This is a genomic window from Paenibacillus sp. FSL L8-0638, assembly GCF_038593075.1.
Taxonomy (GTDB): domain Bacteria; phylum Bacillota; class Bacilli; order Paenibacillales; family Paenibacillaceae; genus Paenibacillus; species Paenibacillus polymyxa_D.
The window spans coordinates 2364367-2385930 of the sequence record NZ_CP151960.1; the positions used below are offsets into that span (position 1 = coordinate 2364367).

Genomic DNA, 21564 nt, shown 5'->3' on the forward strand with positions numbered 1-21564 from the left:
GGGAGAAATGAGTATTAAAATCGGAGTATTGGATCAAAGCCCTATACACGAGGGGGAAACGGCAGCGCAGGCCCTTCGTAATACGATTAAGCTAGCACAGCGTGTAGAGGAATTGGGATTTACGCGCTTCTGGGTATCAGAGCATCACGATTCCGAGCAGGTTGCGGGCTCTTCGCCAGAGGTACTCATTTCCCACTTGCTGGCACGCACTGAGCGTATTAAAGTCGGTTCTGGTGGAGTGATGCTTCAGCATTACAGCCCTTATAAAGTAGCTGAAAACTTTAATGTACTATCCTCTCTTGCACCGGGTCGCGTAGATTTGGGAATCGGACGCGCGCCGGGCGGGCTGCCGAAATCCACACAGGCGTTACAACGAAACGTTCATGACGCGCCTTCTCTCGAAGAAAAAATTGATGAAGTAAGTCGCTATATTCATAATATTCCGTCTGAAGAAGGACCGTTAGCCGGGTTACAGGCGAATCCGATTCCAGAAATACCAGCGGATATTTACGTTTTGGGTACAAGTACAGACAGTGCTGGAATTGCTGCGCGTTTGGGGTTGCCCTACGTTTTCTCGCAATTTATCAATAGTAATGAGCAGGTTGCATTGGACTCATTCCGTACGTATCGGGCGTCTTTCGATTATAGTTATGGACGTGAGCCGAAAGCTCTTTTTGCGCTTTCAGTCATCGTAGCGGACACTTCCGAGGAAGCTGCAGAGTTAGCAGGGGAGCACAAGCTGTACAAAATTCATCTGGCCAGTGGCAAGACGGCTACGGTGGGCACGTTGGAAAGTGCAGAAGAGTTCGGCAAGCAATCGGGTGAAGAATATACAATTGAAGCTACACAAGCGCAAATTAACAAAGGGAATAAAGACGAAATTTATGCTGTCCTGACGGAAATTCAAGCGAAGTATCAGGTCGATGAGCTGATCGTTACGACAGGAATAAGAGATATACACAAGCGCGTGCGCTCGTTCGAGTTGTTGCATGAAGCTTTTGCCGGATTGCCTGTGCAGTCCTAGAAATTGTTGGTCTGAGAGAATTGTAACTATTTTGGGTTCACGAAGGAGGAATAGGGATGAGTGGATCAACCGGGACGAAGGAGCAGGTTTTGGAGCAGCAGCTGGTGGATATTCGCCGCCATCTGCATCGAAATCCCGAGCTATCTAACGAGGAGGTTGAAACTACCGCCTTTATCCGACGTCTGTTGGAAGAACAGAACATAACGATTCTGGATGTGCCGCTGCGTACCGGATTAGTAGCGGAAATTGGCGGACGGCAGGAGGGACCAACTGTCGCGCTTCGTGCAGACATTGATGCGTTGCCTATTCAGGAGGAGACGGGATTGCCTTATGCTTCGGTGCATCCGGGCAAGATGCATGCTTGTGGGCATGATTTTCATACCGCGTCCTTGTTAGGAGCAGCCATACTCCTGAAGCAGCGGGAGCAGGAGCTGAAAGGCACGGTTCGGCTGGTGTTCCAGCCAGCTGAGGAAAAGGCCAAAGGCGCTGTCCAAGTGCTGGACAGTGGTGCGTTGGCAGGGGTGCAGGCCATATTTGGCCTGCATAACAAGCCAGACCTGCCCGTAGGTACGGTCGGCATCAAAGAAGGTCCGCTAATGGCAGCGGCGGATGGTTTCTACATCGAGGTGGAGGGTCTGAGCACACATGCTGCAGTGCCGCATGCAGGGATTGACCCCATCGTGGTATCGTCACATATCATTACGGCGCTGCAATCTATTGTGAGTCGGAGCGTTAATCCGCTGGATAGCGCGGTCATTAGCGTCACGAAGCTGCACAGTGGCAACGCCTGGAACATCATTCCTGACCGCGCCCATTTGGACGGAACAATCCGCACATTTGACGAGAATGTTCGCGCTCAGGTGACTGAACGCTTCGAGCAGGTCGTAAAAGGTGTTGCCGATGCTTTTGGCACGAAAGCGACCATCCGCTGGATTGAGGGCCCGCCACCTGTTCTGAATGACGGTAAGTTGGCCGCCATCGCGGAAGAGGCGGCGGAAGCGGTCGGTCTGGATGTCGTTCGTCCCATATCATCCTCGGCGAGCGAAGATTTTGGGTTTTATCAGAAGAACATCCCAGGTGTATTTGTCTTTGTCGGCACTGCGGGAAGCCAGGAATGGCATCATCCTGCCTTTGATTTGGACGAACGTGCGTTGCCGGGAACAGCGAAGCTACTGGCTTCACTGGCTGAATCGGCATTGAAATCCATAGAGTAGAGCATGAGCCTAGCGGTGGTTTTCCTGTGCCAACTATTATGTGGGCCGGAACTTCTCCCAAAATAACAGAGTGGGATACCTGGATGTTGCGTTATACCTGGAGCCGGGTTAAGAAGGATACCTCTCGTTTTCCTACCCGCTAAAAAATTACTAGAGTAGTGTGAAAAAGCTTATAAATAGAGCCGTTTGTTCCAAAATCAAATTCTGTGATGGAATTGATTCAGTGAATAAACGGTTTTTTCATTTTGGCCTGAGACAGGTACACAATGGGTCCAATATGATTTTGATCAAGAATATACGGTATCCCAAACGGATGTCTATTGGTTTAAAGATGGCGGTGGCATTGATGTTCCTAAGTCTTACAAGATTAAGTATTGGAATGGTCGCAGCTGGTCCAATGTCAAGCAGGCTAATGGATTGGGTACTTCGGCAGACCAGTATAATACAACTACTTTTACGCCTGTAAAAACAACGAAATTAAGAATTGAAATGGTATCCAAAGGTTCAGCATCCACAGGAATTTTAGAGTGGAAAGTAGCAGTTAACAAACTTTAAACATTATACTATTTGACCCAAGGTTGTCTCCTGCGATATTTGTGGGAGACAACCTTTTTGAATTCATAGCTGAACAGTTAAAGTCTGGTGAGATCAGGCTTTTTTTGCGCCTTGATTATGACGCTTATTACGTTCATATTTGTATCTGTGTTTTGCTAAATTCTCGTACGAATGGCTCACAAAGAATGAACAGGTGTACGATAGTATGTATAATGGACATCAGATATGATAGAAAAGAGGACAGAAAGCGATGAGTCACGACGTGAATGCTCCTTACGATGTACATGTAGCATATGGACCGGTGTTTGAGCTGCTCAGCAGCTTACACACCTTTATTTGCCGCAAGGCTTACAAGAAGACCGACTTATCAGCCGGGTGGGCGGAGCAAGTGCGTGGAACGCTGTCACCAGGTTTGTCCGAATTGCTGGAGTCCATGGAAATCAATGCAGATTGGAAGGTTATTTATGGACTTGTCTGTATGCTTTCTGATCAGGGGGGCGTTGAAGAGGTCGTAGACCATCTGGAGAATCGGACTTTACAGGAATTAAAACAACAGGCATCAGCCTATGGGATTCCGCTGCCTGACGACATGGAGAAGCTTCGCAAACTTGCTTTGCAACTGCTATCTGGCTGGGACGAAGAGTATTTTCGCCATGTGGATATAAGTATTCTAAGCGGTCTGGAACAGGAAGCTGAACGAAGAAATAAGGAGAAGGGCGTATATAGCTCTATGGAGTGGGTGGATCGTACCACTAATGGCTTCCGGTTCGAGCCTTCCGAGGGACTGACGCGCGTGTTGCTGGTGCCTCAATACCATTTTCAGCCGATAAATATTATTTATCGATTTGGGTCGCTCCTGTTGTGCCATTACTCGGCAGGAATTTATGTTCAGGAGGAAGATTTTTTATCCCCACAGGAATATCGAATGATCCGAAGCTTGGGGGAGAAGAGCAGGCTTAGGATTTTAAAATATTTGTATCAAAGCCAGTCTCCACGAACCTTTATTGAGATTGTCCGTCATCTCAAGCTGTCCAAGGGAATCACGCACGACCATATTTTTAAGCTCCGGGCCTCCGGCTTCATCCATGCACATTTTGATGGCGAAACATTACTCGGATATAGCGCACGGCTTTCGGCTGTGGATGAAATGCATCGGAGCATTTTTGGCTATATGGAGCGAAATTAGGCTGCACGCACCCGTCAGACTTTAACACTTTAAACAAATAGACGTCGATCATTTGGAATCCGGATGAGTTTACGTCTTTTTTTTACATAAAAAATGTAGTTCTCCCTTTACAGAACCCCAATAAATTCCTATAATGAGGTTTATCTTCTTAATCACAACTTGTTCTATCGGAATTTAATAATTTAACTCGGGGGGATTATGTTGAAAAAGAGTATTATTTTACTTAGCAGTCTACTTCTGGCGAGCTCTACCTTGCTGTTTGCTTGCTCTAACGGTGGATCGGACAGCTCCAACAATGCTACTGCCCAAAATAATGGGGACACACAGACAACTACTACAGCGCAGCCATTAACAAGTTTGGTAAAGGCTTCTGATATGTCCAAATTGCCGGAAGTATCCAAAAAAAGAAACGACACCATTATTGTGGGTCTGACTGACCCGGCCGGGGTATTCACTCCGTATTTTAACCAAAGCGGCTATGACGGCAACGTGATTTCGCAATTGTGGACTCCGCTGGTTACGGTAGACGAGAAGGGGCTTCCGCTGCCCAATCTGGCGAAGAGCTGGGATATTTCTAAAGATAATCTAACGTATACATTTCATCTGGTTCCCGGTACTAAATTCAGTGATGGCTCCCCTTTGACAGCAGAAGATGTCGCTTTTACCTGGACGTTGATCTATGACAAAGCCTATCCTGGCGACAGTCAAATCCGAAAGCTGAACATTAAAGGCGGCAACGCCTATACGGAAGGCAAGGCCAAACAAATTGAAGGAATCAAGGTGATTGATGCGCAGACCATTTCTGCGACGTTGGAAAAACCAAACGCGCTGGCTCTGCCGATTTTGGGTGACAATGTACTGTCCAAAGCCTACTACGGCAAGGATTATAAGTTTGGACAGCTGGATTATTTTAAGAATCTACATAGTAGTCCTCTGGGGAATGGGGCTTATAAGCTGGAAAAATTCATTCCGGGGCAAGAAGTTCGTCTGGAGGCGAATGATCACTTTTTCAAAGGAAAACCGAAAACACAGCATTTCATTTACAAAACAGCGGAAGGCGATGCTTGGCAGTTTATTGAAACGGGCGATACCGACTTTGCATCCTTCACCGCAACTCAGGAAAATATTGACAAACTGAAAGGGCTTGGCTTTTTAAACATTTTGCCGTATACCCCTAGCACTTACGGATATTTGCAAGTAAATCTTGAAAATGAAAAGCTTAAGGATAAAAAGGTTCGTCAAGCATTGACCTATGGACTGGATCGGAAAAGCATTTATGTCGATGCAGCTCAGGGAGCAGGGGCGGTCGCAAACATTCCAGCTTCCCCAATATTCTGGTCTTACACGACCGATGGAATCAATCCATACAACTACGACCCGGAGCAAGCGAAAAAGCTGCTGGATGAAGCGGGTTGGGTAGAAGGTAGTGACGGTATCCGTGAGAAAAACGGTCAGAAGCTGACCATTCACCTGCTGACCTCTAAACGTCCAGAAACAGACACCTTTATTGCGCTTGCGGCTGAAAATTACAAAGCGATTGGTGTTGACCTTCAGCCGGAAATCTTTGCAGACTTTAATGCAATGGTAGCCAAAGTAGAAGGTAAAGATTATGATCTCGCCGCCTTCTCGACAGGCATGCTGACAGATCCATCGGATGGAATCGAGCAATTCGTCAATGGAGAAGTCAAGGGATATAACAATCCAAAGGTAAAAGAGCTATATGAAAAAGGCTTGTCTACGACGAATATGGAAGAACGCAAGAAAATATATAAAGAATTATATGCGCTGCTAAACGATGAACTGCCCGTTATTTTTACCAACTATAAGAAGACGGTGTATGCCTACAATGGTCGGATGGAACATGTAAAGGTCAGTCCGTTCATTGGCTTGTCTGGTAATCTGTTCGAATGGTCCCTTAAATAAGCCACATTTGCGGGCCCCTTGTGAAGAACATCAGGTTCGGATCAAGGGGCCTCCCAAATGGGGGAAACGTAATGAGTAGCCTGACCTTGAATTGAAAGGAGTCTGTCATGAGCTCGTTTTTAACGAAAAGACTGACGTATATGGTTATTATTTTGTTGGCCGCATCGATGATGATTTTTTTCCTGTATGCCATGACACCGGGAGATTTCATTAGCGGCAATCTGAAGCTGTCGCCAGAGAGAAAGGCGGAGCTGAGGGAAATTTACGGCCTAAATAAGCCTATTCTTGAACGCTATGGAAATTGGCTAGGCAATGCGCTGCATGGCAATTTTGGCTATTCGCTTGCCCAGCAGAAGCCGGTGCTGACCTTATTTAATGAATATATCTGGAACTCGTTTTTGCTGGCCGTTATATCGACCTTCCTGACCTGGTTTATCGCGGTCATTATTGGTGTGGTTGCTGCTTATAAGCAGTATTCATGGTTTGATACGTTGGTAATGGTAGTGATTTTCGCTGCCATGTCTGTGCCCTCTTTTTTTATCGGGCTGTATCTGATTAAAATCGCAGCGGTTGACCTGAAGTGGTTGCCACCCGGTGGCATGCTCAATACGGGCAGTAACGCTACAGGTATGGAGTATGTGAAGGAGGTTCTCCAGCATATGACCTTGCCAGTGATCGTTATGACGCTGCTGGGACTGGGTTCGCTGACCCGCTACTTCCGTAGCAATATGATCGACGTGATCCAGCAGGATTATATACGCACAGCCCGTGCAAAGGGCTTAAAGGAAAGAAAGGTACTTTTTACGCACGCATTGAGAAATGCATTACTGCCTGCCATTACGCTCGTTGGCTTCGAATTACCTGCACTGTTTGGCGGGTCCCTGATTATTGAAAAGATTTTTAATTGGCCGGGAATCGGTCAGTTGTACATGCAATCCTTTTCGCTCCGGGATTATCCGCTACTTATGGGCTTTACGATGCTAATTGCCATATTGAGCGTGATCGGGACACTATTGTCCGATATTTTATATCGCATCGCGGACCCGCGTGTGAAAGTGTAAGAAGGGGGCTAAGGAATGTCATCCGTGAGCAGTAATTTGAGCAAGAGCAACGGCAGACTGCAAGCAACTGTTAAATCTTCAATGTGGCAGCAAGCGCTCCGGCAGCTGTTCAGAAACAAGCTTGCTATGGCTGGTCTGCTCGTCGTGGTATTTATGTTTTTGCTCTGTTTTATCGGCCCGCTATTTTCTCCTTATTCCGATAATAAAACAAATATATTAATGATGAACAAGGCGCCAAATATCCATCACTGGTTAGGAACAGACAAGCTGGGACGGGATGTGCTGACACGTGTGATGCAGGCAGGTCAAATTTCTCTTACCGTGGGTTTGGCTTCCATGGTATTGTCAGTCTTTTTGGGGGCTACACTGGGGGTCATATCCGCATATTTTCGCGGGATTGCAGATCAGATTATTATGCGCGTTGCTGATTTGCTGCTGACAATTCCCAGTTTGCCCCTGCTATTTATTATGGGCGCGCTGCTATCTGACTGGAAGGTTCCACCCGATCAACGGATGTATATTGTCATGCTGATGCTTAGTCTGGTCAACTGGCCGGGGATTGCACGGATGGTGAGGGGCCAGATGCTTAGTTTGCGGGAACGTGAATTTATGCAAGCCGCGACGGTACTGGGACTCTCGAATCGTCGAAAGCTGTTCAAGCATCTGCTGCCGAATATTTTGCCGTTGTTGATCGTTATCGCTACATTGAATATTGGTGGAGCTATCTTGAGTGAATCTGTACTCAGCTTCTTTGGCCTTGGCGTGCTGCCCACGACACCAACTTGGGGCAATATGATCGATGCCGCTAACAATGTGCTGGATTTTCAGCAACGACCGTGGTTGTGGATACCGCCAGGACTGTCTATTTTTGCTACAGTTATCGCTATTAATATTTTTGGTGACGGGCTGCGGGATGTACTTGACCCGAAACATAAGAGGTAGGTGATCATACACCATGGACAATTTACTTTCCATTGAACATTTAAGCACTCATTTTTATACAGAAGGAGGAACGGTCAAAGCGGTGGATGATATCAGCTTCCGTGTGAAGCCGGGGGAAACGGTATGCATTGTCGGTGAATCGGGCTGCGGCAAAAGTATTACCGCGATGTCGATCATGGGTCTCATCCAGAGTCCTGGTGGTAAAGTGGTAGGCGGAAGCATCCGTTTTGAGGAAACCGATCTGCTAGAGCTTAGCAGAAATGAGATGCGCACGATTCGCGGGCATGAAATATCCATGATCTTTCAGGAGCCGATGTCTTCATTGAATCCAGTCATGACCATTGGTGAACAGCTATCCGAACCACTGATTGAACATTTGAAAATGGGCCGTAAGGAAGCTCGTAAGCGAGCACTGGAACTGATTGAACAGGTCGGCATATCCCGACCGGAGCAGATATTAAAAAGCTATCCGCATGAACTGAGCGGAGGAATGCTGCAGCGCATTATGATTGCCATTGCTGTTTCTTGCAGTCCCAAGCTGCTTATTGCGGATGAGCCGACCACGGCATTGGATGTAACAATTCAAGCACAGATTCTCGACATGCTGCGTGAATTTAAAGCCCAATCCAATATGTCGCTCATGCTAATCACCCATGATCTGGGTGTTGTCGCCGAAATGGCTGATTACGTCATAGTGATGTATGCAGGCAAGATCGTCGAGGAAGGCGAAGTGGTACAGCTGTTCAATCATCCCAAGCATCCTTATACACAGGGGTTACTAAAGTCCAAACCGGTGCTTAATCAGCGCCAAGAGGAACTGTATTCCATCCCCGGGCAGGTCCCTAATCCGCTGGAGCTGACGACTTCCTGTTATTTTCACGACCGCTGTGGGTATTGCATGGACATTTGCCGTATAAAAGAGCCTACATTAAAAGAAGTTTCAGCTCAGCAGAAAGCATCCTGCTGGCTATATGAGGAGGCGGTTGTTCATGGCTGAGCCATTGTTGGAAATAGACCGCTTAAAAACATACTTTCCGGTGAAGTCCGGGTTTATGAACCGTACTTCAGGACATGTGCGGGCGGTAGACGATATCAGCTTTACGATCCGTCAGGGGGAAACCTTTGGATTGGTAGGGGAATCGGGGAGCGGTAAAAGCACGGTGGGCCGCACGATTGTTAGATTGACGGATAAAACGGACGGTACCATAAAATACAAAGGGGTGGATCTGCACAGCTTGTCTGCCAAAGGGATGCAGGAACTTCGTCCTAAAATTCAGCTGATCTTTCAAGACCCGTATAGCTCGCTGAATCCCCGTGTACGGATTGGTGATGCCATTGGTGAGGCGCTACTGGATCACGGTATAGCAACGAAGGAGGAGGTCCGGCAGATTGTGCTGGACGTGCTCAAGCTATGTGGATTGTCAGAGTATCATATCGACCGTTTTCCCCATGAATTTTCGGGAGGTCAACGTCAACGGATCGGCATTGCCCGAGCGTTGGCGCTTCAGCCGGATCTAATTATCGCTGATGAGCCGGTATCGGCGCTGGATGTGTCCATACAGGCGCAGATTATTAACCTATTCGCCAAATTGCAGGCCGAACGGGGTCTGACATACTTGTTCATCTCGCATGATTTGAGCGTGGTGGAACATTTGTGTTCCCGTATTGGCGTAATGTATCTAGGCTCCATGGTCGAAACGGCTTCGCGTGACGAGCTATTCGGGAATCCGTTGCATCCGTATACGAAGGCGTTGCTGTCGGCTGTGCCTATTCCGGTGCCGAAGTTGAAAAGAGAACGCATTTTGCTCAAGGGGGATATTCCAAGTCCGGTGAATCCGCCTTCGGGTTGCAAGTTTCATACTCGCTGCCCCTTTGCAATCGATCGTTGCTCCAAAGAGATTCCACTCTATCGTGAGGCTCGTCCAGATCACTGGGTAGCTTGCCATTTGGCTGAATAAACGGAGTCAGTCAGCAAATTTTAAAGCCGTTGAAACGGCAGACCGTTCACAAGAGTGAAGAGGTCTACTGTTTCAACGGCTTTTTAATGTTGTTGTGATTCAAACCGCTTGGGTTGACAACACGCTTGGAGCAGCGTTATATTAAATAGTAATCGTAATGATTACTATTATGGTGTGAAATCATGTTCATATCCGTGTTCATCAATCTCGTGGTAGTGATGGTGAACCTTCATGATTGGCATATATCACAAGGAGGAGCTTTACATGGCCAAGAAGTCAAAAGTCGTAAAAGAGAAGAAACGCCAGGAAATTGTAGCTAAATATGCGGATCTGAGACGTGAATTGAAAGCAAAAGGGGACTACGAAGCTTTGCAAAAGCTTCCGCGTGACTCATCTCCAACACGCCTGAAAAGCCGTTGTGAGCTGACAGGAAGACCCAGAGGATACTTGCGCAAATTCAAGCTGTCTCGTATCGCGTTCCGCGAGTTGGCACATAAAGGCCAAATTCCAGGCATTACGAAATCAAGCTGGTAAACAGGCACTTATGTCGATCGCCAGCGCATGTAGATTATCTGTGTTAACTTGAGGGTATGTCTGATAGAAGGCTGTAACGGGAATGCTTCATGTCGTAGGGTGACATGGGGCATTCCTTTTCCATGGAAAATATTATCGTTTGTATTGATTCTCCTCAGTTGGTTAGGTAGAATATGGACGGGTTAAAAATAATACATAACAAACGATGATATAACAGATTATGTATACCTCAGGAGGAGCTACAAGATGGAAGTGAAACAGAAAGAGGACTCCTTTTGGAGTATGGTCAAAAAAGGAAACAAATCTTCGGGCTCGGCGGCGTTAGGTAATACTGGTATTGCCTTGATTAAGGGGATTGCTTTTGCCTTGACAGGTAGTGGTTCTATGTTTGCTACGATGATGCATTCCATTGCGGATGCAGTGAATCAAATGTTTGTGTTCGCCGGCAGTGTACTGGCAGAGAAAAAACCGACAAAACGCTTTCCTACCGGCTTTGGACGGGTGATTAACCTGTTCTGTATGGTTGCCGTTATTGTCGTAACGATCATGGCCTATGAAACCGCATTGGAAGGCATTCATTTGCTTCAGCATCCGGCTGAATCTACACATGGATTTTGGATTAATGTAGTAGTGCTGATTTTGTCACTAGTGGTGGACGGATTTGTATGGAGCAAAGCGATGAAAGAAGTGCTGCATGAATCCAGAGTAGAAGCGAAGGGGCTAAGCATTTTCACCACTGCGTTCCGCCATGTGGGGCGTGCTGCACCGCCAACCCGTCTGGTATTTTATGAAGATTTGGTAGCAACAACGGGGGGAGTACTCGCTCTGCTAGCAGTGGTGGTCACATCGCTGACCGATTTTAAATTGTTGGACGGTATTTCGAGTATTCTCATTGGATGTTTGATGGTCGGTGTAGCTTTCCGGGTCGGTTATGACAACATGGTGGGCTTGATTGGTGTATCTGCACCTCCTGATATCGAAGAACGTGTGGCTTCCATTATTTTGGCAGATACACATGTGACCGATATTTCTCAAATGCGTATTTTGCAGGAGGGACGTTACTATCACGTCGAAGGGGTGATCGAGCTTACTTCGGGCATGACGCTGGCAGATGCTGATGATATTAAATTTAGAGTCGAGGACGCTCTGCTGCGTGATCCTAATATTTCAGATGCCGCATTGGGGATTTTAGAGGATGACGGGATTAGAAAGTGGAAACAAGAGAAACCCACAGTTTAGAAAACATGATCAAAGCTAATCTGGACGTAGATTGGCAATAGCGTAATAAAAGAACTTCCATGACCACGGCAACGGGGCTTGGAGGTTCTTTTATTTTTTCTCCATTGTTTTACTACCCCTTTGAATTTAGGATGATTGTTAGATACAATGAAAGCGTTAACAAAAAAGAGAGTGAAACGAATGCTTCTCATGGGGAGGAAAGGCAAATGAGTCTTCTGAGGGAGGCTTGGCCTGCTTCGCGGCTCGTTAAGGCGCTGGCTGGTAGTATGCAGGATTCAGCAAGGCAACGGTTAAGGAGTAATTGGACAAAAAGGCTGCGGACGACTGTCTCTGAGCCGATATACGCCGAGTTTTGGAAGGATATTGAGCGTGCCTGTAAAGATAATCGGGAAACATCATGGCCTGAACTGCCGTTGTCTCTGTTCCGGGAATTTGCGAATACAGGAGAGCGCAAACCGTATGAGGATGTGTACTTTGAACGGCGTGGACGACTGGTTGCTATAGTGCTAGAAGCGGTTGTCAAGCCGAAGCCTCGAAAGATGAAAGCGGTGGAAAGCGGTCTGCTGGACATATGTGGTGAGTACACCTGGGCGCTTCCTGCACATGTCAATGAAGAGGACACAGTAGCACCGCCTTGGCAGCAGGTGGATTTATTCACGTCCGAAACAGCACAAATGCTGGTTGAAATTTTATTGCTGCTAGGTGAACAACTGGCTAGCCATGTGGTCGCTCAGGTGCACGAAGAGATCGAACGTCGTGTACTGGAACCCGTTTTTTGGCAGCCTCGTCATTTTGGATGGGAAACCGCAGATCATAACTGGTCGGCAGTATGTGCTTCCGGTTGCGGAATTGCAGCACTGCTGCTAGTAGAAGACGACTTTTCCAGAGCGGTAGCCATCGAGAGTATGCTGGGCGCACTGGATTGTTTTTTGGCAGGCTACAGTGAGGACGGGGGATGCCCCGAAGGCGTAGGATACTGGGTGTACGGCTTTGGTTATTTCATTTATTTTGCCGATATGCTGCGTGAGTTTACCGAAGGAGCAGTGGATATTCTGAACTCGGAAAAGGTTAGGCAAATCGCAGCCTTTGCAGAGCGGGTTCATCTGTCGGATGGCATTTTTGCTAATTATTCGGACAGTAGTGAAACGGAACGTTTGCCTTCCGGACTCATCTCTCATTTGAATTCATTGCAAGAACGACCATCTACACTCCCTTTCCGCGTACCTGGTCTGTTGGAAGACCCCTGTCGCCGCTGGGCTCATGTATTGCGTAATCTGGTCTGGACGAATCCTTTGGCATTTGGGAGCGGTGAGACCGTTGCCAATTATTTGCCGCAACTTGGTTGGCTGATGTGCCGCAGCCGCAGTTCCAGCCATAGTGGACTTGGAAGCCAAAAGGGTGAATCAGGTATCATGCTTGCATTTTCAGCGAAGGCTGGGCATAACAATGAACCGCACAATCATAACGATCTTGGACACTTCATCCTTCATGGTGGTGGCGAAAATCTATTGTGTGATCTGGGAGCAGGCTTATACACGAAGGCCTATTTTTCACCGGGAAGAGAGTCGATTATCAATATCTCCTCCGGAGGTCACTCCGTGCCTGTCATCAATGGGACTATGCAGCAATCGGGCGCAAAGGCAAAGGCGGTTGTACTGGATATTGCTTTGGATGAGCAGGAGGAGGTACAGCCAGGCACAAGACTTAAGCTTGATTTGACATCTGCTTATCCCGTAGAAGAATTGGCAGTCTTCACCCGCTCCTTCACATGGACTGTGCTGGAGGGAAGCAAGGGAGCAAGGCTTACCGTCACAGATCATTTTGAGTTTGAAGCGTCTGGCGTGAGCATGAAGTCATGGGATGTGGAGGAGCTTTTCATCAGCCGCATTCAGCCTAATCTGGGAGCAAACTTCGTGGAATGGAAGGGAACGAGCGCGGTCGTCAGGCTAGATTATGATGCCAGCGTGCTGCGGGCAGGGTTAGAGGCTGTGAAGCACATAGATCATGACGGAATTTCCTTTGTGGTTTATAAAACATCGCTGCAGCTGGGCTCCAATCACTGGAACGGTTCTGCAAGCGTAGATTGCAATCTGTTTTTTACCATACATTAATTTTCATTTTGAATGGGAGGCAGACAGGATGAATAAGCTGCAGACAGGCAGCGTGTACCCTTGGCAGACGGAGCTGGAGAGATTTATAGAACAGGTGGAAAGCGCACCGAACCAAGTGAATGACGGATGGACTCACCAACATAAGCTGGCCGTGCTGGAAAAGCTGGTTCGCGCATATGCCCTGCATCAGGATGAATCTGGAGCTATCATTGACCTCCATTCTGAAAGTGAACGGTACTACTCCACCCCGTCCTATGCGTTCGCTGCGGCGGTATTGGTCAAAGAAGGCCGGCATGATTTACTGGAATCTGCTGCTGCGGCCTTGACGCATAGCATAGCTTGTGTAGTGGAGGAAAAAGCGCCCGATCACCACCCAGACTTTTTTCCAATTATGATGATGGGAGCGTATCGGCTCCTTAAAAACTTGCTGCCAGAACAAGCCACGGCATGGAAGCAACAACTGAGCAGAATTCAGCCGGAGCAGACCTACATTTTTACGATGAGCAAAATGAAAAACCCGAACCGGATGATCAACTGGAATGCAATTATGATTTCCGGCGAGTTTTTGCGTGCAGCGGAAGGAATTGCAGCCGATTCGGAATGGATGGAGACATATATCCGCAGCTACCATCTGCCTCGTTTTACCGGTTTGGGCCTGTACCAGGATGGACCGCTGGATCGGCCCAATAGCCCATTTGCCTACGATATTGTTACACGTTTTCATTTGGGCGTGATGCTGGAGAATGGATATGATGGCAGCTGCGCACTCGAACTGCGTGACCACCTTCGCAGGGGGGCGCTCAGCACATTACTGGCGCTATCCCCGCACGGGGAAATTCCGCCGCGTGGAAGAAGCGCGCAGCATCAGTGGAACGAAGCGGCTGCTGCCTTTGTCTTTACAACACATGCTCAGCAGGCTATTACGGCAGGAGAGCATGGGCTTGCAGGTGCGTTCCGACGGGCAGCAGATCTATGCTGGCAAGCGATTAGTCGCTGGCAGACCGATGACGGCAAGCTGCATATCGTCCGCAACCATTATTCGTCCGAGGCACGGCATGGCTTTGAGGTGTATTCAAATCATACCTGCTACAGTCTGTGGACGGCGGCTGTGCTGGCCCACACCCTTCTATATGGGGAGGAGATGGATCGCATTTCTCCAACCTTCATCCCGGCGGAAATCGGCAGCCGGGTGTTGGCAACGGATGGCTGGTTCCAGACTGTCATTGCAGCCGTAGAGGGGCAGCAAATGCTTGTGCAAACATCGGTCAACGACCCGTATAATGTTCCGGGCATCGTGCGTATTCAGCAGTCTGCGCTGCCGTCGCTGATCGGTCCGTCCTCAGCAGGTCATGCAGACCGTGGCTTTACAGGCTTCGCGGAGGGAGATATTTTCCCGCTGAGCTATACCCCGGCCTGGCAAACGGAGGACGGAAAGTGGCACAGCTTGTCGGAAGGTATTCCCGGTACATTGGAGTTCGATCGGGATGGAGGGATTGACCCGCAGGATGGCGGAGGAACCGTACAGCTGGAACAAAGCTCAGCGTCTGACGGAGCAACGGATTTTACTCTCCTGTGGGAAGGTCCCTTCCCGGGAGTGAGGGAAATCCGAACGCATTATCGTCAGGTACCCGGCAAAATTGAAGTGGCGTATGAGATTCAAGGCAATATTCAGAATGTAGGGGCACTTATTCCCTTAATGGCGTATGACGGTCGGGAGCGCAGCGTAATTCATCATGTCATGTCAGCCGGGAAAGAAACGGAAAGCATTCGAGTAGAATACGCAGGCGCAAGCCTCGAAGTTATCCCGACGACGGAAGGAACGAACGTGGTATGGCCGGAAGAATTAGCTTCAGTAGCCTGTCGGAATGGTTTACTTAAGGGAGCGCGTCTGGAATATGAAGGCAACCGCATTTCCTTTATCATTCGGTTACCTGAATAGTTAGAGCTGGAGCCATGAATATGGTTTAACATGTGGAAAAAGGAGAGGGAAAAGAAATGACGAAAGCAGAAGCGTGGCTGGAGCAATCGTGGAAGCTGGCTTTGGATAAGACCCTTGCCTTAGCGGCAAGACTGGGGGACGCTTTTCCACATGTTGCTGAGGGTGGACGTTATGATAATCGTGAAGAAGCGTGGTGGACAGCAGGCTTTTATCCGGGGCTACTGTGGCTGACCAATCGGGCGCGTCCTGACAGTGTGGCTGCCGGGATTGCACAGCGGTGCGAGGGTCGTTTGGAAAAAATACTCTATAATAGCGAAGCTGTAGACCATGATCTTGGCTTTATTTGGCTGCTCAGCGGTGTAGCCGCCCATCGGCTGACCGGAGATTCAGAGTCCAGAAGGCGAGGGTTGTTGGCTGCCAATCTGCTGACTGCCCGTTTTAACGTGAATGGCCGTTTTATTCGCGCATGGAACTTCCCCTCGAAGGACATGGATACACGGGGCGTTGCGATTATAGATAGTATGATGAATCTGCCCTTGCTTTATTGGGCTTCGGAGGTAAGCAGAGATCCGCGTTTTGCCGCTCTCGCTGTGCAGCATGCAGATACCGTAGCACGTGAATTTGTCCGCTCGGACGGTTCTATCGCTCATGTGGTCGAATTCGATCCGGAGATTGGAAAAAAGGTCGCCGAGCATGGTGGACAGGGATTTAGTCCCGGTTCTGCCTGGGCACGTGGCACGGCTTGGGCATTGTATGGTTTTACGCTTTCATATGGGTATACGCGCGATTCGCGTTATTTGAAGGTGGCCGAGAACACGGCTGACTTTTTCCTATCCCAGCTGGGCGATGCTTGCCTGCCTGTGTGGGATTTTAGAGCAGAAGAAGAGCACCGCGGGGCATGGGATTCATCGGCTGCGGCAATAGCGGCCAGTGGTTTGCTGGAGCTGGCAAAATATACGACACGTGCGGAGCATTATACAGAAGCTGCAGAATCTATTCTCAAGGGCTTGCATCATACGTGTACGGCGTGGGGCGAGGAGCATGAGGGATTGCTGATGAATGGGACCGTACATTATCCTGAGCAAAAATACATCAACGTTCCCATTATCTATGGCGATTATTTCTTTGTCGAGGCATTGGCAAAGCTGCGCGGTGAAGAAGGTTTGTTTAGTGTTGAATGCAAAAAAATATAGTGAGTAAGATGGTCGGGAACAAGCTCATTCGAGCTGAGCTGTTGCTTGTCAAATCCACAGAGTAAATAGTGGGGCAGCGTGTGTGTAATCTCATTTACATATACGCTGTTTTTTTTTATGCGCAAAAAAGACTTTATTTAATTCGATGCCAAAGTACTACTTATAGAGGGGGAAGAGATTGTAGCTGCGCTTATTTTGTACCCAATCAAAGAAAAATCATTGTATATAAGCTCTTAATTCCTAAAAATTTTCATTTTGATGCATGGAAATAGGTCCTTTTACTTGTTTAAGAGTATTTATTCGTAAATTGACAATATAGGTAGGTAACCGTATGATATCATCTTGTGTAAAGGAATAAACTGGATTTTAAATATCATTTCAAAAGGAGTTATACATATCATGACAGGAACAAGTGATACTGAAAGACGGATGTACGGAGGATTCTGGATAAGAACAGCCGCGTTTTTGATTGATTTGATCATCCTTACTGGCATAGTCCTTTTAGTAGGGGGAGCAATTAACATTATCCCAGATCTTCTGGGTATAAAGGAGACGGGTTTCATACAAGTGCTGCTTATGGTTTGGCCGCTGATCTTATGGCTCGTAGTACCATGGCTTTACTGTGTGTTATGGGAATCATCGAAGGTAAGAGCAACACCGGGTAAGCTTGTGTTCTCTTTAATTGTTGTAGACAAGGAAGGAAAGCGTCTTGGATTCTTGCATGCCTCAGGACGTTATTGGATTAAAGCCGTTTCTTTTGTGATTTTACGTCTTATATAGATTGTGGTCGCTTTTACTGCGAAGAAACAGGGAGTCCACGATCTTTGTACCAACACCTTTGTTGTACATAAAAAAGAGTTGCAGCGATATAATCAGCAATCGTCTTTTCTGTAAGTATCCAAGGAGATCACCGATTATTAAGGAAAGCTTAGGTAGTCTTTGATTTTCAATATAATGGGGGACCATGAATTCATGCGACAACGAAAATGGATGTTTTGTTCAGTTGTAGTCCTGCTGATCATAACTTCGACAGTGCGTTAAAATGTTTCCCTATTGTGGAAAAATATCGTGCGAATACAGTAGATAATCATTTCAATTTGCTCCATACCTATGAGCTTCAAGCAGGCGCTCCCATTCCTTCCTTTGAAAGCCATAACTTTTTAAAAAGCTTTATCGAATATGAACAGTATTGGGAGAAATTTTATATGTTACTGCTCTTAAACTCAAATCCGGATATGGTGGGCAAACGTATCGTTATGGGAGAAGCGAATGCTGCTACGGAGCTAAAGAAAATCAAGGAAATGAAGGTGAGTAGCATGTACTCTAAGCCTCAAATAATATCGAGTCATAATGAAAAGAACAAAAATGTTATAGAGCAGACTATGAATATACAAGAAATAAGGGTGCTTGAAGTTAAGCTTTATATAGATGGAGAAGAACAAAACCATGTATTAATAAGCGTGGGGAAAATTGGATCTAATTGGCGAATCTTAAACATGAGTTAAGGAGAACGAGCTTCTGCTTAATGCATATTCATCAATCAACAAGAAACCAGCTAATGCTTGTAATACATTAGCTGGTTTCTTTTATTTTGTCATGATAATTTTCTTCATTTACTATTACGGAAAAAACAGACATTTCTCAAAAAATTTCCATCGTAGATGTCTATGTAGCTTTCTTTATGAAATATTAATATAACGTAGCATCTCACCGAGACGAAAGTATGCCCTTTTATTTTAAAGGGAATCTTATACCGACATAAAAAAAATATAAGCTGCTCTTACAGTTTTCATGTTCTTTTTAGCTTGTTTTGCGTTATAATGAAAGGATGCACATTATGAACGAATTGGAGGCACAGCCCGATTGACTACTTACCCTTTTGCCTTTGATCCGTCCAAGCCGTTTATTGAGCAGGCAAGTGACTGGATTGCGGATGTATTTTATGAAGTTTTGCCTGAAGTCGGCTTTGAGGTTCGGGATGAACAAATTTATATGGCATTCCAGCTAGAACGTGCCTATAAGGAAAAAAAGACCATTTTTGCAGAAGCAGGTGTGGGTACTGGTAAAACGCTGGTATACCTGCTGTACGCTATTGCATATGCCCGATACATGAGAAAACCGGCGATTATCGCCTGTGCAGATGAATCGTTAATTGAACAATTGGTAAAGCCGGAAGGGGATATCGCCAAGCTGGCACAGCATTTGAGTCTGACGATTGATGCCAGATTAGGGAAGTCGCCGGATCAGTATATTTGCCTGAATAAGCTGGATGAGGTGCGAAGCGGACTGGATGAGGACGCAGATGTTTTCCGTGATATCTATCAGGATCTACCGGATTTTGTTCATTTTCCAGATACGTTACAGTCCTTCACTCCTTACGGGAACCGAAAGGAATATCCTGAGCTAACAGATGGACAATGGAGCAGACTCGGATGGGATGTATTTCAAGACTGTCTCGTCTGCCCTCAGCGGCATCGTTGTGGTCAGACGTTGTCTCGTGATCATTACCGCAAAGCGGCAGATTTGGTCATCTGCTCTCATGATTTTTATATGGAGCATGTATGGACCTACGAAGCGAGAAAGCGCGAGGGGCAGCTGCCGTTGCTGCCGGAGCACAGCTCTGTTGTCTTTGACGAAGGGCATTTGCTGGAGACAGCGGCACAAAATGCGCTTACCTACAAGCTTAAGCACGCTCAGTTTGAGTCTATAATTACCCGACTGCTGGAGGGAGAAGTGCGAGAATCTCTGGCAATGACGATTGAAGATGCAATCTCCCAAAGTGAGGCTTTGTTCGCTGCACTAGATAAGAACAGTCAGCCTGTCCAGGGTTCTAATCGCAAGGAGTTCATCCTGAATGAGTCACTGACTCGAGAGGTAAACCGCTTTGGAGAACTGATCGGCATGATCGAGGAAGAGCTTGTATTTGAAAGCGGACTATTCTCTTTGGATGAGTATCAAGTCAAAATTGTGGAAGAACATTTGGAAATGATTCAAACCGCGTTGGCTTTGTTTAAGCGTCCTGAACTTCTCATTTCGTGGGTGATGGAGGATCAGGATGGATTAACGCTTGTGGTTATGCCGAAGATGGTAAAAGAGATTCTCAAAGAGCGAGTATTTGCGCAGCATATACCGATCGTATTCTCTTCAGCTACGCTTTCCGTAGAAAGCTCTTTTGACTATATGGCGCAGAGTCTCGGTATTGAAAATCCGCTAACGTTTTCTGTTGCTTCACCTTATGACTACAGCGATCAGATGCAAGCTGCACTGTACCCGTTGCAAGCGGGGGATGATCCAATCCAGAGAGCGCTGGCACTGCTGAAGAAATCGCAGGGAAGAGCGCTTATCCTGTTTCCTTCACAGGAGGAATTGGCTGCATTCCAGACGGGTCTCGTTGCTTACCCGGAGGCGTCTGCCTATCGTTTTCTGTACGAAGGTTCGGCTGAAATCAGCCATCTGATCTCAGCTTTTCAGAATGATGAGGAAAGTGTGTTGTGCGCTGTCACATTATGGGAAGGATTGGATATTCCTGGACCTTCTCTGTCGCACGTTATTATCTGGTCACTGCCATTTCCTCCGAATGATCCGGTTTTTACGGCTCTGCGCAAGGATGCAGCAGATCCGTTTATTCAGATAGATATGCCTCACATGGCACTTAGACTCAGACAAGGCATAGGGCGTTTAATTCGTTCGCGCAATGATCGGGGCTGGATATCCATCATGGGCCAGGATTTGAGTCGTCAAGAAGTACGTATACAAGTTGAACAACTACTGCCTGCAGGCGTAGAATGCACCGTAATTGAAGGAAACCCGGAGGGAATAAAAACATGTTGAACTTTACAGCGTACACCGTAGATCAGATTAAAGATGCTTTTGGTATTTTGACTGGACAGCGTTATGAATTTATCATTGATGTAGAGGTAGAGGAGGACGACGAGCTATACACTGAAAACGGACTGTATATCCGTTGTCTTTATTTAGTAGACGAAGAAAAGACAGGACTGCTGAAGTATGAATTAATTGAAAAAGTAACGAATCGTTACATTGATCTTGAACTTGAAGAGGATGAGCTGCAAGCTGTTGAGAACTTCTGTAAAGAACATGTACAGGATGAAATAGTGAAGTAACAGTAAGACACTTAGCTAGTACAGCTGGTATATAGCTAACATATGATGAAGATATCAAGGAGTCCTGACATGATCAGGCTCCTTTTTTTTATGGTCAAATGAAGAGAACTTATCTGCTCTAGCGCAGTCTGTCCCACACATTCACCATAAACAGCATAATCCCCCCTGCGAGTAACACCCACCCTATGACGATCCAAACTTCAGTCTCTGGAACCTTGTAATTTTGACCTATAAGCGCCAATATCAACACGGGCAGACCGATATTATGCATCCAAAAATGGATATGTGCCAGAATAGTAACTGAAAGTGCGGGAAAGGCCACATAGATCAGACCTATGATTCCAAGCGCTGTCCAACCCAATAAATGGATATGATACTGAACATTGGATAGACTGTAATCACCCGACACGCCAATAATGGCACTAAGCAGCACACTGAGGGCAAAATATACGGCAGCTATCTTTAGAAATTGCTTTCCCATATATGAACTCCTCCTTATGTTGCACGGGGAATATTTTGTGACATCTTCTCTATCCTATCGAGCAAACAGGCAGGGGGTGT

At 46.9% G+C, this 21564-nt stretch carries 18 protein-coding genes and 2 pseudogenes; 19 read left to right on the forward strand and 1 reads right to left on the reverse strand.

Annotated elements, in window-relative coordinates:
• The first annotated feature begins 7 nt into the window (after positions 1-7).
• The 19 genes and pseudogenes from MKY35_RS10855 (at position 8) to MKY35_RS10945 (ending at position 21003) form a co-directional block, all read left to right on the forward strand.
• Positions 8-1024 (forward strand): LLM class flavin-dependent oxidoreductase, encoded by a 1017-nt coding sequence (locus tag MKY35_RS10855; protein WP_342446346.1) that lies wholly within the window; start codon positions 8-10, stop codon positions 1022-1024.
• A 56-nt stretch (positions 1025-1080) separates the two neighbouring features.
• A complete protein-coding gene (locus tag MKY35_RS10860) occupies positions 1081-2238 on the forward strand; it encodes an amidohydrolase (protein WP_342446347.1) in 1158 nt (385 codons plus the stop codon).
• Positions 2238-2381: pseudogene (locus tag MKY35_RS10865) on the forward strand (dockerin); the annotation flags it as partial. The gene MKY35_RS10860 and the pseudogene MKY35_RS10865, both read left to right, overlap by 1 nt.
• Positions 2382-2541: 160 nt before the next feature.
• Positions 2542-2793 (forward strand): annotated as a pseudogene (locus tag MKY35_RS10870) (hypothetical protein); the annotation flags it as partial.
• Between the two features lie 250 nt (positions 2794-3043).
• Complete coding sequence (locus MKY35_RS10875) at positions 3044-3979, forward strand: ArsR family transcriptional regulator (protein ID WP_342446348.1); 936 nt, start codon at positions 3044-3046, stop codon at positions 3977-3979.
• A 198-nt stretch (positions 3980-4177) separates the two neighbouring features.
• Positions 4178-5902 carry an ABC transporter substrate-binding protein gene (locus MKY35_RS10880; RefSeq protein ID WP_342446349.1) on the forward strand — a complete coding sequence of 575 codons (1725 nt, stop codon included), beginning with the start codon at positions 4178-4180 and terminating at the stop codon, positions 5900-5902.
• A 107-nt stretch (positions 5903-6009) separates the two neighbouring features.
• On the forward strand, positions 6010-6963 hold the full coding sequence (locus MKY35_RS10885; protein ID WP_322252053.1) for an ABC transporter permease: 954 nt from the start codon (positions 6010-6012) through the stop codon (positions 6961-6963).
• A 15-nt stretch (positions 6964-6978) separates the two neighbouring features.
• Positions 6979-7905 (forward strand): oligopeptide ABC transporter permease, encoded by a 927-nt coding sequence (gene opp4C / locus MKY35_RS10890; RefSeq protein ID WP_029519128.1) that lies wholly within the window; start codon positions 6979-6981, stop codon positions 7903-7905.
• A gap of 13 nt (positions 7906-7918) precedes the next feature.
• On the forward strand, positions 7919-8902 hold the full coding sequence (locus MKY35_RS10895; protein WP_342446350.1) for an ABC transporter ATP-binding protein: 984 nt from the start codon (positions 7919-7921) through the stop codon (positions 8900-8902).
• The gene (locus tag MKY35_RS10900; protein ID WP_342446351.1) at positions 8895-9863 is read left to right on the forward strand and encodes an ABC transporter ATP-binding protein; all 969 of its coding nucleotides are present in this window, start codon (positions 8895-8897) and stop codon (positions 9861-9863) included. The genes MKY35_RS10895 and MKY35_RS10900 overlap by 8 nt, the downstream gene beginning before the upstream one ends.
• Positions 9864-10127: 264 nt before the next feature.
• Positions 10128-10397, forward strand: coding sequence for a 30S ribosomal protein S14 (rpsN, locus tag MKY35_RS10905; RefSeq protein WP_028542369.1), 270 nt, complete (start codon positions 10128-10130; stop codon positions 10395-10397).
• Between the two features lie 246 nt (positions 10398-10643).
• A complete protein-coding gene (locus tag MKY35_RS10910) occupies positions 10644-11636 on the forward strand; it encodes a cation diffusion facilitator family transporter (RefSeq protein WP_039273395.1) in 993 nt (330 codons plus the stop codon).
• A 206-nt stretch (positions 11637-11842) separates the two neighbouring features.
• The gene (locus tag MKY35_RS10915; RefSeq protein ID WP_342446352.1) at positions 11843-13747 is read left to right on the forward strand and encodes a heparinase II/III family protein; all 1905 of its coding nucleotides are present in this window, start codon (positions 11843-11845) and stop codon (positions 13745-13747) included.
• Between the two features lie 28 nt (positions 13748-13775).
• A complete protein-coding gene (locus MKY35_RS10920) occupies positions 13776-15686 on the forward strand; it encodes a glycosyl hydrolase (protein ID WP_342446353.1) in 1911 nt (636 codons plus the stop codon).
• Positions 15687-15742: 56 nt separating this feature from the next.
• The gene (locus tag MKY35_RS10925; RefSeq protein ID WP_342446354.1) at positions 15743-16879 is read left to right on the forward strand and encodes a glycoside hydrolase family 88 protein; all 1137 of its coding nucleotides are present in this window, start codon (positions 15743-15745) and stop codon (positions 16877-16879) included.
• Between the two features lie 399 nt (positions 16880-17278).
• Positions 17279-17659, forward strand: coding sequence for an RDD family protein (locus tag MKY35_RS10930; protein WP_342446355.1), 381 nt, complete (start codon positions 17279-17281; stop codon positions 17657-17659).
• A gap of 206 nt (positions 17660-17865) precedes the next feature.
• Positions 17866-18384: a hypothetical protein gene (locus MKY35_RS10935; protein ID WP_342446356.1), complete on the forward strand. Its 519-nt coding sequence runs from the start codon at positions 17866-17868 to the stop codon at positions 18382-18384.
• A 358-nt stretch (positions 18385-18742) separates the two neighbouring features.
• The gene (locus MKY35_RS10940; RefSeq protein ID WP_342446357.1) at positions 18743-20710 is read left to right on the forward strand and encodes an ATP-dependent DNA helicase; all 1968 of its coding nucleotides are present in this window, start codon (positions 18743-18745) and stop codon (positions 20708-20710) included.
• On the forward strand, positions 20704-21003 hold the full coding sequence (locus MKY35_RS10945) for a DUF6509 family protein (protein ID WP_069010203.1): 300 nt from the start codon (positions 20704-20706) through the stop codon (positions 21001-21003). The genes MKY35_RS10940 and MKY35_RS10945 overlap by 7 nt, the downstream gene beginning before the upstream one ends.
• A 118-nt stretch (positions 21004-21121) precedes the next feature.
• Here MKY35_RS10945 and MKY35_RS10950 read toward each other — a convergent pair whose 3' ends face one another.
• Complete coding sequence (locus MKY35_RS10950; protein ID WP_342446358.1) at positions 21122-21484, reverse strand: hypothetical protein; 363 nt, start codon at positions 21482-21484, stop codon at positions 21122-21124.
• Between the last annotated feature and the right edge of the window lie 80 nt (positions 21485-21564).